At 46.2% G+C, this 13,347-nt stretch carries 4 protein-coding genes; 3 read left to right on the forward strand and 1 reads right to left on the reverse strand.

The window, feature by feature from the left end; genetic code table 11:
• The first annotated feature begins 82 nt into the window (after nt 1-82).
• From RH45_RS01595 to RH45_RS01605, 3 genes are read left to right on the forward strand one after another with little or no spacing between them, the layout of a single operon-like run.
• A complete protein-coding gene (locus RH45_RS01595; protein WP_008072950.1) occupies nt 83-1,693 on the forward strand; it encodes an ABC transporter transmembrane domain-containing protein in 1,611 nt (536 codons plus the stop codon).
• Complete coding sequence (locus tag RH45_RS01600; RefSeq protein WP_008072953.1) at nt 1,690-3,726, forward strand: ABC transporter transmembrane domain-containing protein; 2,037 nt, start codon at nt 1,690-1,692, stop codon at nt 3,724-3,726. The genes RH45_RS01595 and RH45_RS01600 overlap by 4 nt, the downstream gene beginning before the upstream one ends.
• Nucleotides 3,719-5,032: an HlyD family type I secretion periplasmic adaptor subunit gene (locus tag RH45_RS01605; protein WP_008072955.1), complete on the forward strand. Its 1,314-nt coding sequence runs from the start codon at nt 3,719-3,721 to the stop codon at nt 5,030-5,032. Before RH45_RS01600 ends, RH45_RS01605 begins: the two co-directional genes overlap by 8 nt.
• Before the next feature lie 114 nt (nt 5,033-5,146).
• Here RH45_RS01605 and RH45_RS01610 read toward each other — a convergent pair.
• A partial coding sequence (locus RH45_RS01610) for a VCBS domain-containing protein (RefSeq protein WP_008072957.1) occupies nt 5,147-13,347 on the reverse strand: 8,201 nt, incomplete at its 5' end.

The raw sequence follows: 13,347 nt of genomic DNA on the forward strand, positions 1-13,347 counted from the left end.
TTAGTTTAAATTCAGCTTGTTACCTTGCGCAACATGAAACTATGTACCAATCTTATTTCATAAGCTCGGATAAGGATTGTATATGGCTGTTACGTCAGTAAAAAACAGAGGAGTAGTGGTGCAAGTTTTACTGCCTTCTTTACTCATTAACCTCCTGTCATTAGCCGTTCCTTTAACGGTCCTCCAGATCTACGATCGAATACTCCCTAACCAAAGTTATGGAACCGCAACATTGTTAATTGCTGGTGCATTATTAGCAGTAGCTATGGAAGCTCTAATACGCTTTGTTCGTACTTGGTTGCTTTCTGCAGCTGCGAGCAACACTGAGAAAGCAACGTATCAAGCAATTGCGACCAAAATTACCAAGGCACCCCCACGCCAGATTCGTCAAGTAGGAGTAGGTGGAGTTGAAGAGGGGCTAGGTTCTGTATCCAAGGTGAAAGATTGGTATTCAGGCGGCGTGGTCGCTGGCTTTATCGACTTGCCATTTGCGCTAATCTTTTTAGGTTTAGTTGCTTATATCGGTGGTGAGCTGGTTGCGATACCAATAGCGGTTTGGCTATTTACTCTTGGCATTGTTTGGATCTCATCTCAAAAAGTAAAAGTGCTAAGTGAACATGCTTCAGTCCACGAACAGCAAAGAAAAGCCTTCTTGGTTCTCATGATTCAAACAATTCAGGGTATTAAACGTCAAGCGATAGAATCTCGCATTTTTAGTCAATTTAAGTTACTTAACCACTATCGTTCTCAGTCTAAAGCAGAAGAAGAAAAACGAAATGCATTTGCACAAGAATGCATTCAATTAGCGGCGCTCGCTACATCGGTACTTTTGGTCATTGCTGGGAGTTTATGGGTGTTAGACGGTGAACTGACAACCGGAGGATTGGCGGCGTGTTCGATTTTGTCGGGCAGAGCTGTCGCCCCATTGAGTGCTCTCGTTGGTGTTAGAATCAAGCTCAACTCAATTCATACAGCTAACCAAGCGATTGAAAATCTTAGCCATCTAGATAGTCCGAGTGATCAAGATACTCATCATCAAGCTTTTGAAACTCTAGCATTTCAAAACATTGTTATAGAGCGTTACGGTAAGACACATCAAGTAAGTTTGGAGGCAAGTCAAGGCCAGTTGATATTGTTAGACAGCGAAGACCGCCATGTCAGTAGCCATATGCTGTCATCAATGGCGGGAGTTGATGAATTAGTCTCTGGTGACATCAAGCTAAATCAAAACCCTATAAATACAGAGCAATTGAGCTCATTGATTGCCTTCTGTGGCGCAAAAGCTCAGCTAGTATCTGGCACGATATTGGACAATTTATGCGGCTTTAACCCAGAGCATACCAATAGGGCAAATGAATATGCGAAGCGTCTTGGTTTAACGAAAGAGATAACGCGACTCCCTGAAGGGCTTGAGACTCGAGTTGGACACTCGAGTGCAGCGTTGCTGAGTATGGGGAACTTAAAAATGCTAAACATTGCCGCTCAGCTTGCGAGCGGCAAACCTATAGTGATGTTAGAACGACCAGATACTTCGCTTGACCTCGATGCACTAGGTAAACTGATAGAAGTGATCGAACAGGATATTAAACAAGGGCGGTCCATTGTCATGGTCACGCATTACTCTAAATTACGTGAATTAGCGAACCAAATTATCGAAGTGCAGCCATCACTGACAGAAGGAGAGGCAGCATGAATCGTATTGAAAAACAATGCTTGTCGGCTCTTAATCGACTTGAGGTAAACGCCAATATCCAGTTATTTGCACGCCAATGGATAGAAGAAAATGGTGTTAACTCAATTGAAGATGTTTTCGCTCTATTTGATCGCTTACTATTGCCTTATCACCTTGTTCCTGACGTCAAACGTATCGGTGAACACCGATTGCTGATGGCCGTATGCGCGGAAGATGACATCTTGCTTGGTGATTTGATATCTGGGCATTTTGAAACCGCGGATGGGCAAGAGGTGAGTGCTCAGTTTTTTATCGTTATCGAAGGCAGCCCAATTGAGAAATCTTCCGCTGACTGGGTGGGTGAACGCCTACATGCATTTCGACCTATTCTCCCAAAGCTTTTACTGGTCAGTTTCATCACCAACTTATTTGCCTTGTCCATTCCATTGATTACGATGTCTATCTATGATCATGTGATCGGTGGCGATGCAGGGCATGAACTGCAAGGCATTGCGATTGGTGCGGGTTTGCTTTTCGCTATGATGGGATTGTTACGAACCTTGCGTAGTCAAGTTTTTGCAACGGTGTCAAATCGTGTAAGCCGAGAAATATCACAGTCGATAGTTCAAAAATTACTGCGTAGTAGCTATACACAAAACCAACAGACCCCTTCTTCTAGCCAACAAAATCAACTTGTTTTGTCAGAGCGAATTGCAGGCATGCTATCAGGACCTTTAGGAAACGCACTGTTCGATTTGCCGTTTGTGCTCATGTTTGTAGTTGCGATCGGAATATTAGGTGGTTGGCTAGTTTTGGTGCCGCTGTTTTCTTTAACACTCTACTATATGTTGGCGAAGCGCTCGATTCACGCTAGTAGTAAGCGTTCAATGCAGTCGACGGTTGCAGGTACTAACCGTCAAAATATGGCGAATGAGCTCTCATCGAAACTGGCGTTTATTAGAAGTTCAGGCTTTGCTAGTAATTGGCTTCAGCGTTTTGACAAGGCGAACTTTTTAGCCTCTAAGGTGTCTTTTTCGCAATCGGTATTGCAGAGTCGTTATACCTCCGTTTACTACTTCATAAGTGTCAGTTCAACACTGGCTATTATGGGGTTGGGTATTGGACTTATTTTTGAAGAAATAATGACACCTGGAGGCCTGATAGCATCAATGATGCTTATATCTAAAGTCACGGGGCCGGCTCAACTGCTGGCGAACAGTGCAATGCGTTTTAATAGCTTTAACCAGTCTAAGTTACAAATAAATCACTTACTCTCGCAATCCTCTGAACGAGAGTTTAGTTATCAACATCACCCATTACCTCAACATGCTCCAAGCTTAAAATTCGAACAAGTCACCTTACGTTACCCTAAGCAAGTGCGACCAGCGTTGAGTGGAATTAGCTTTGATGTTCAAGCCGGGGAAGTTGTAGCGATTACTGGGCCTTCTGGAAGTGGTAAATCTGCTTTATTAGAAGTGTTATCCGCCCTTCAGCCTATTCAGAACGGAATGGTTGAGGTCGAAGAGGTCAACTTGGTGCAATACGATCCTCAACTCTACCGCCACTGGTGTTTCATTCGAGCTGCGTATCCAGATTTGTTGACCTTAAGCATTAAAGACTGGCTGAAAGATGGCCACAACGTGTCACAAGAGAAAATGCTTGAGGCCATTGAAGCGGTTGGAGGAGGAAACTGGTTTAGGAGTCTGGAGCAAGGGTTAGATACTCCGATTAGTAGTATTGAACCAGATAGTTTGTTCGATCTGTTGTCAGGCAGCGTCGCGCAAATATTGATTGACGCTAAAGCGCTAGTGTATGACTACAAACTTTATATTTTGGATAACCCTGTGCCGGATTATCATCCGCGAGCCAAGCGTGTATTTAGAGATTTTCTGATGGCTAAAAGTGGTCGTGCGACAATTGTGTTCTCGTCGCATGATCCCGATTTAATTAAGCTCGCCGATAAAGTGGTGGTGTTGAATGAGGGGGCAGTTGTCTACGCTGGACCACTAGAGTCACAAGAGGAACAATATGAGCAGGAGACTGTGAATGGATAATAAGTCAAATGACCAAGTTAAGCACTACGGTGAGTTAGTAGAATCTAAAAATACAGCTCGTTCTCTTATGATGGTGACATGGTCTGTCGCTTTGTGCGTTGCGATATTTGTCACTTGGTCTGTTGTTACGCAAGTGGATGAAATCGCCAAAGCAAAAGGTGCTGTGATTCCTGAAGGGGAGAAGCAGGTATTGCAAAGCGACATAGGCGGTAAACTCAAACGTATACTTGTGAAAGAAGGGCAGTTCGTCGAAAAAGGCCAGCCTTTGGTTGAGTTCGACGCGACTTTTCAACAAACGGCGCTGGAAGAGTTAACCGCTCAACAAGTCACGCTACGAATGAGTATAGAACGTATGAACGCGTTACTCGATAATCGTGAACCGAATTTTGGGGAGTTTGAAATTGAATTTCCTGACATTGTTAGCCAACAAAAAGCGCAGTTGAACGCTCAGAAAGGCCTGTTTTACCAAAAGCGTATTGTACTTGAGAAAGACAGCGAGCAGATAGCAGAGCAGCTTCGTGCTGTAGAAAAATCTCTACCTAGCTACGACAAAGAACTCAATGCAACCAAGCTAGAGCTGAATATTTTGGAAAAAGGCTATAAAGCCGGAAACATCTCTCGTTTGCGAGTGCTTGAAATGCGCCAAAAGTTGGCCAGTATTGAGCAAAAAATAGAAGAAGCTCGAGGTAAGAAGTCGGTTCTGATTAAGCAGGCAGACAGTAATGAACAAAAAATTGAGCAACTTCTTGCTGAGGCCAAAGCGAAAGTGAGTGATGATCGATCCAAAGCGGTATCTGACCTGTCTGCTCTTAATGCACGAGTACGCTCAAGCCAAGCGAAATTGACGAACACCATGTTAGTTTCGCCACTCCAAGGCTTAGTACAAAGCTTGCCAAGTACGCAGAACGGCGGCGTTATTCAACCGGGAGGAACCGTTGTTGAAATTGTTCCTGTCGGTGGTAAAGCAGATTTTAAAGCTCGTTTATCTCCACGTGACATAGGTTTTGTGAATGTAGGGCAGCCAACTCGAATCAAAATTGATGCATTTGATTACAGCCGTTTTGGCGCCTTAAAAGGGGAGGTTGAAAGTATTTCACCGACCACAAGCCAAAGTGAACGAGGTGAAATCTATTATGAGGTTGTGGTGTCTGTTGAAACGCCATACTTCCGTGATAACCCTGAAAGCTTTTCTATTCTTCCCGGAATGACGGGTGAAGTCGATATCACGACGGGCGAGAAATCGGTGTTCCAATACCTATGGAAGCCGATCTATACCAATATTAGTGTTGCATTTGGAGAAAGGTAACTCAAAGAATCACTACCGTCTGTTTGTTCAGAACGATACAAGAAACAATCACTAAAAAGGGAGCACATGGCGTGCTCCCTTTTGTTTTCGACATTAATGATTAATCACCCGCCATTAGTTATTTGGGTCTATGTCAGGTAGTCCATCTACGTCGTTGTGATGATGGTGTTCATCATCTTGGTTATAGGCTGCATCATGATGTTCAAGTGCATCCGACATATCTAAATGCGCTTGATCGTAATCTACCGCATGTTGCTCGTCGACTTGTGCAAGCACGATGTCCATGTCAGCGGGTTGCTCGTGCCCGTTGGTAGGCGATGCATTTGGCTGAATACCTAGAGCATCCAAATAAGCCGCTGCACCATGGTGGTCAGTTTTCTGGCCTGGCTCTTGACGAGCATGCTGAGATAAATCTAGAGAAGTGTCATCACTTACAGTAAACGTGAATTCCTCATGAGAAGCGATCTCTGGCTCGTCATGCTGAACTGGCGGTGGTGGTGGGGGAGCAGGGTGAGATGCGTGGACAATAGGTGTGATCGTCATATCAACAACCTCAGTTCCAATCGTGAGCTTGCCACTATGCCCTGGTCCATGACTGAGTATTTGAATGTTCACGTGGGCAACCACCTCATCCTGATTTGTCCCTTGCAGCGCAATTTCGAATTTATCTTCATGCTGACCAATACCTGAAGCACTGCCATGTGGTCCAGTATGGACTTGAGCTTGCTCTTGGTAATGTAAATGACCGGTTTGAGGATCAATGGTTAAAGTTCCATATTGCCCATGATGGCTTGTTACATACTGACCATTAGGTAGATGGATACGCCAACCGTTTTGCGCCGATGGGACAGGCGTTTGAGATGGGATAAGAGGTGGAACACCAAGTGTACCGGACACTTGATGACTTCCAGATGGCGGTTTAACAACAATCGGCTCTGGGATCGCACTGGCGGCAACACCTTGACTACCCGCTGTATTACCGTGTTCGTCAGTCATAGTGACTTGTACTTGAGAGCCCGGGCTTACTTCAATCTGTAACCCATGTTGGAGTGTATGGGCATCTACTACGTGATCTTGCCCATTAACAACGAGATGTTCGCCAATCTTAGCATCACCTGGTGGGGTAATTGTCGCAGTGACTGTATTGGGGTGCCCTTGGGCTATTTCAGCCTTGCTGTAAAGTCCATCAGGTCCAGGATTCTCAAAGGTAATTGTCGGTAGGCTAACATGAGTATCAACGCTGAATACCTGTGAACCTGTCGTCGCACTGCCAACATTACCTACGGCATCGGTGGTTATTATGGTAGCTTCTATTGAGTGTATCGAGCCAGATTGACCATTTGCATAGCTAGTATGAATATTTGCATGCTCCAATACATTACCAGCTACTGGAATTGAAAAATGTCCACTCGAATCAACTGAGCCTGTGAGTGATGAAATGGTGGCACCGTTTATCTTCAAACTGACAATGTCACCTGCTTGGTAATCGCCAGTTACTGTTCCGGTTATCGCGATCGTCTGACCAGACTCAAGAGTATTGAGCACATTATCTTGTGTTACTGAGTCAACAGCAATATGTGGAATTGGACTTTGAGTATCAACTAGCAGATGGGTCGAAATGCGAGGCGTCGAATTACCGGCTGTATCAACGGTACCCACTTGGATTGGGTAGTCGCGGTCAGTCGCTAATATACGTTGATGTTCAGAAGCATTTAAGGTTAATGACCAAGTGCCATCTGACTTTACGGTCGCATCATAAAAATGGTTATTGCCGACAACGACATAGACGACATCTCCAGGTGCTATATTAGAGGTCGTCCCGGTGATTACCAGTGGCTGATTGTTTTCGGCCGCGTTCAACGCATTATCTTGTGATATTGGATTCACTGTGACTGTGCCGGGAGTGGTGTCCAAGGTGAAACTAAAGTGTGTCGCTGGCGATACGTTGCCAGCGATATCAGTCTGTCTTACCTGTAGGTCATTAACCCCCTCTACTGGATTAAACACAGTTGTCCAAGTGTGTCCGCCGTCATTCGAGTATTCTACTTTTGCACCAGCTTCCGTTTGAATGGAAAGTCTAGAATCTGCGGTAATCAAATCTGGTGTATTGATGGAGTGTCGGCCAGTGTCTTTAAGTAGTGTTACAGCAGGTGCGTTGACCGTATTATCTAAGGTGAAACTTACTGAAGTTTCGGGCGACACATTTCCTGCGGCGTCAGTTTGTCTCACGCTGACCGTATTTGAGCCTTGTTGCGGGGTGAAACTCGATGTCCATGTGTGTCCGTTGTCGGTCGAGTATTCAACGGTTGCGCCTGTCTCTTGTCCAGTGATGGTCAATGAACCATCGCTAGTAATCAAATCAGACGAATTGCTTCCTGTGTCATGGGTTAATGAGACTTGAAGCGGTGCCACTACAGTATCAACATGCAATGAAAGAATGGATGATGTTGCTGGTAAAACTGAAGAAGGCGCTAAGGCTTTGGCAGAAAGATTATGATCGCCATTCGATAAGCTGCTTACCGCCACACTATACTGCCCCAATCCATCAGACACCGCATGCCCAATAGGTGTGGAGCCATCATAGATGGTGACTTGTGAGTAAGGAATATCCGTGTGCCCGGTGATTGTTGGAGTACTGTCTTTCGTGAGGTTATCGGTATCGGAAGTACCAGTATCACTAGACGCCGCTAAGTCGACGGTGACTGCATTATTTGGCGGAGTGTTTGTCCCTGCTGGTAAACTTGGTTGCGTTGTCGTTACCAGTGGATTGGAAGGCACAGAGGTTGAAATCGTCGGTGATTGTCCCGTGACAACTGAAACATGACCGTTGGCATCAAAAGTGATGAACTTCGATGACTCCCCGCCGTGATTGTCAGCCACTTTTACTTCGAACACATCGGTGCCGTGATATGTGTGCGTAGCTGCGTTGTAACTCATCCCAGCAACCGAACCGTTGGCTGTATACACATACGCGCCCGAATCTGGGTCGACTGATAGAGAACCGAATTGACCTGTCGAATTAACGATAGAGAAGGTATGCGTGTCTTTCACGTCAACATCAGTTTCGGTCAGTGTGCCTGTGGTTGGCGTTGTTTGGGTTACCGATAAAACGGGAGCATCGTTTGTACCATGAATGGTTATTCGAATATCGTGCAACGTGCCATCAACACTATGTACCGTGACAGTATCGACTGCCGTTTCACCTGCTGCGAGTTTTTGCACTTCAGGTGAGAAGTTATCCATTTGATAATCCCAAGAGCCATCTCGAGACAGCAATATGTGACCGCCTAGTTTTGTGTCATAGCCAATACCGGCATAGTTGTGGGCATGAATGACAGGATCAAACTGTGCTTCGCCTGAGTCAGGGTCTGAAATGGTGAGCTTGCCTTGTGTCAACAGCCACTGCATACCATAGAAGCTGTCTTCTGTGACATCTCCTGTGTCTACACCTGCGATTGTTGCAGCATCTCCAACCGCATCGATATGTAATGTGTTGGTTGCTTCTGCAGAGCTGGCATGTCCGTCATTGACGGTAAATTTAAACTGAACATCACCGTTAAAGTCAGTGGCTGGAACAAACTGGAGTTTGGCGATATCGGCAGTCGCGATACTTTGACCAGCAGTGATATCGTTTCCATCGAGTACAAACTTACCTTGAGTCGCTGGCGGCAGGTCAGTGATCGCAATTGAGTGCAGCGTATCGCCAGTGTCGACATCAGTGAAACCGAACTGACTGGCCTGCATTTGATAATGTGTATCTTCCGTGCCATGGGCAAGAGTGGTTGCGGATACGGTTGGTATATCGTTGGTTCCCACGATCTTAATATCAATGACATGATAATAGCCGCCAACAGTATGCACGTTGTATTGGACATGCTCCTCTTGCCCAGCAGCTAATTGCTGAATTTGGCTGTTGTTAACGGTATAGGTCCAGGAGCCATCTTTGGAAATGTGAAGACCACCGTGAACGCCACTGTTAAATGGATCATGGCGTTTGCCTACATCCGTTGAGAATGCTGATTGGTCGTGGTCAGGATCGAGGGCACTCAGTTTACCTGATATGATCTCGACAGGTGTTGAAGAGCGATCTTCATACACATCGGGATGTGAGGTGACGGATATCGTCGCCTTGTCATTACTCCCTTGAACGAGCACTTCAATATGTTTGGTTGCGGTTGAGCCATCAGTAGATATCGCAGTGATATCAAAACCTTCAGCCTTGGTCTCACCTTGTTGTAGCGCATTGGCCTTTGAGTGGTCTAGGTGATAATGCCATTGCCCATTGCTATCCACATGAAGCGTACCGTATGCGCCAACAGAGTTACCTGCGGTAAAGGTGACGGAATCTTTACTGTCGGAATCGTGCGCGAGTAGGGTGCCTGAAATAGAGGTAACTTTGTCCTCAATAGCCGTTCCCAATGCGGCCGTTAATGCGTCAGGCGTATCAATAATCACATGATCATCAGTGCCTAAGATTTTGGCTGTCAGCGGGATTCGTGTTCCATCTGCGGTGATTAGAGTGATCGTATCAGTTAGAGAATCGCCATGACTCAGTGATTGAACTTCAGCGTGACTATTATCCGCACTGTAGCTCCATTTATCGTGGCCATCGGTTGAATGAGTGAAGTTAAAGGTACCGTGCACGCCTGCAAGGTTCATCGCGAAGTTTGCTGGTACCGTATGCTTAACACCGTTGACCTCTATTTGAGTAACTTTCTCTTCCGATGGCGAGTCAATATCCTGAATATCGAGGTTTTTCCAACCTGACCATAACTCATTGGTGCTTGTCCCCGATTTTAGATGATCTTCAGTCACAAAGTTGGAGGCGAGTGTCGGTTGCAGTGTGGCAGCATCATTGCTCGGTAACAACGTGGTAGACGCGCCAGTATGAGTAACGCCACCATGAGCATCTTTGACGTCATAAGTGAAATGCACTTTACCGTTGAAATTATGGTCTGGAGTGAAGGTAAATGTACCATCTTTGTTGTCGACGAGAGTGCCATGATCCGCATGCAGATTGGCGATAGAGAGTTGCCCGGCATCGTTAGTATCCACATCGACAGTATTTGCAAGCAACTCAGTTGTTGTGATGGCTTGTGCGAGATCTTCTTTTCCGCTGTTGAGCTGAACTTCTGAAGAGCAGTACGGGCGGTCATTGTCGCCATGAATGGTGATATGAATGTCGTGAGTGCTACCATCAGCCGATTTGACGGTAACAGTATCGGTTATCGATTCACCTTGACCCAGATGATCAACTTTTCTACCCGTCGCGTCTTGACCTATGGAAGCGTAGTAGCTCCAATCTCCGTTACTCTGGAGTATCACATGTCCGTGTGTACCTTGGTAAGTGCCTGTTTGAGCATGGCTTTCACCAGAGTCTGGATCAACGATGTTCAAGTGCCCATCAGTGTGTATTTCATCGTTCCATATTTTACCGATGTTTCCACGCATGTGATCGGGTGAACGATCATCGACGTAGCCGCCAGACATAGAACCGTCTGGCGCTGTATAGGTATGTCCTTCATGAACATCTCCAGTGTCGCGGCCAGTGAACTGTGCAGCATCGCTAACCGCATCTATATGCAATGTGTTCGTTGCTTCTTGTGAATCGACATGTCCATCATTCACCGTGAATTTGAATTGAACATCACCGTTAAAGTTTGGGGTAGGGACAAACTGAAGCTTAGCGATATCTGCAGCAGCGATACTTTGGCCTGCCGTGATGTCGTGCCCATCGAGTATAAACTTACCTTGAGCCGCTGGTGGCAGATCAGTGATCGCGATGGAATGCAGCGTATCGCCTGTATCGACGTCGGTGAATCCGAACTGACTCGCCTGCATTTGATAGTTTGTATCTTCTGTGCCGTTGCTGAGAACTACCTTAGTAACTGTCGGTGCGTCGTTGGTTCCGACGACATCTATATTTAAGTCGTAGGCAGTACCATCGAAACTGTGTACTCGATAGGTAACCGTTTCAACTTGCCCTTGCGCTAGGTGTTGAAGCGCCGCGTTGTCGACGCTATATCCCCAATTACCCGCGCTATCAATTCGAAGCATCCCACCAAACGGATCGTGAATTCGAGTCTCACCAAATTGGCTGTATTGGAACTTATCTTCGCCGCTGTCTGGGTCGATGACTTGAAGTTGGCCATTGGCTAGTTCAGTTGTTGTGCCGTTGTTGTGCGTTGCATGTGCTCCATCCTCAATAACACTTCCGGTGGTCACTTCAGAGATAATGGCTTTGTCTGAGGTCGCTGCGAGAGTGGTATTCGCACCAGTGTGGGTGGTACCTCCATGCGCGTCTTGCACATCATAAGTGAAATGAACTTGGCCGTTATAGTCTTTGGTTGGCGTGAAAGTGTAGGTACCATCGTGGTTGTCTTGAATTGAACCATGATCAGCATGCAAATTAGCAATAGTGAGCTTGCCTGCATCATTGGCGTCTACGTCAACGGTATTTGCCAATAACTCGGTTGCTGTAATGGTTTGAGCTAGGTCTTCCTTACCCGAATTGAGCTGTACTTCGGAAGCGCAGTAAGGTCTGTCGTTGCTACCGTGAATCGTAATGACAATATCGTGCGACGTGCCATCTTTAGAATAAACGGTAATCGTATCAGTCAGAGTTTGATTTTCACCAAGCTGATCGATGGTTGTTCCTCGGGTGCTTGCGAGACCACCAGTGCTACGAATCTGCCCCGTATCAGCGTGATAAAACCAAGTTCCGTCTTTTCGAAGAAGTAGGTCTCCATATTGACCAGAATAATTAAAGCCAAGTCCGTGTGTATCAAACTCCGCCTCTCCTGTATCTGTGTCTGAAATAGAAAGCTTGCCACTTGCTCTAATGGTACTTCTTACTAAGTGAGCCATGCCCGGTTGAGCATAATCTGGGGACATGTTCTGTCCAGCATTACCTTCGGTTACGTCACCCGTGTCGACACCACCAATAACGGCAGAGTTATTAACGCCTGTAATCGTTATTGAGAGGTTTTGAGTGCTGCTCGCATTATGTTCGTCTGTGACTATTACGGGAACAGTCAGCGTTTTCGTGACACCTGATGCTAACGATTGATAGCTAGAGTGAGCGGGGTTGAAGCTATAACTGCCGTCCGGATTAACCACCAAACCATCAATCTGAGGTGCGCTGTAAGTCAAGGTTGCACCTGTATCTATATCTTGGCCAACCATTTGTCCATTTAGCACGCTTCCACCTTCAGTCACTGAGTGCGACTGTGCATTGATGGTTGGGGCATCGTTGGTTCCATGAACCGTCAGCTCTATCGTATGCGTTGTACCATCTGCTGAGCGTATAACGGCTGAATCGTGTTTCACTTCACCTTGCGCTAAGTTCTGTATATTGCGGTTATCGAGGGTATAGGTGTAGTGACCGTCGCGCATGAGCAGTATGTGCCCACCGAGCTTGGTGTCGTAGCCAATACCTTGATAGGTTTGTGGGCCAATATTCGGATCAAACTGAGCCTCTCCCGCATCAGGGTCTTGGATGTTTAATTTGCCGTCGTAATGCAATTGGTAGTGGGTATCTATGTAACCACGATCTTCAGTCACTCCCCGCAAATCTGCATTGGTTTGTGTGTCGGTAATAATCGCGTTATCTGGAGCGGCTGTAAGATCGAATTTAGCCTGAGTACTGACGCTACCACCATTGCTGTCAACTACATCATAGGTGAGTCGAATCTCACCATTGAAATCTTTGTCTGGCGTGAAGGTATAAGTGCCGTCTTTGTTGTCAGTCAGGCTGCCGTGTGTGGCTTGCAGATTCGTCACGTGCAGTACATCAATACTATCCACATCGCTTGCATGCGTTAGCAAATCAGAAGCTTTTATAGTTACTGGTTGATCTTCTTTACCCGCAGGAAGCTGAGTCCACGCACTGACAATGGGTTTGTCGTTACTACCTTGCACATCGATAACGATTTTATGAGGGACTGTTGCTCCAGCTGAATCGGTAGCGGTGATCCAGAATGATTCAGATTGATGCTCACCGGCAGAGAGTTTATCTGTCGCACTTCCTATAGAGTTGTCTAGCTGATAGTGCCATTGGCCATATTGATCAATCGACAGTGTTCCCCATTGGCCTTGTGGTTGATTGACTGCCCATGTAATGGTGTCTGACTTATCTAAATCGGTTGCTGTTAGAGAACCTGTCGCATCTGGTGTTCCAGCAGTGTTTAAGCCCTGTTCGATGACTGCGCCACTTGAGGTACCGGAGATAGTAGGGCGGTCATTGGTTCCGTTAATGGTCACTTTGATAGTAGACGGAGTGCCATCGATAGACGTTACCGTAAACGTCTCTTCCA

Origin of the sequence: Vibrio sinaloensis DSM 21326 (assembly GCF_000189275.1) — a bacterium.
In the GTDB taxonomy this organism is placed as follows: Bacteria; Pseudomonadota; Gammaproteobacteria; order Enterobacterales; family Vibrionaceae; genus Vibrio; species Vibrio sinaloensis.

Coding starts and splice junctions, on each gene's coding strand:
- RH45_RS01595 (WP_008072950.1), top strand. CDS start 83: ATGGCTGTTACGTCAGTAAAAAACAGAGGAGTAGTGGTGCAAGTTTTA.
- RH45_RS01600 (WP_008072953.1), top strand. CDS start 1,690: ATGAATCGTATTGAAAAACAATGCTTGTCGGCTCTTAATCGACTTGAG.
- RH45_RS01605 (WP_008072955.1), top strand. CDS start 3,719: ATGGATAATAAGTCAAATGACCAAGTTAAGCACTACGGTGAGTTAGTA.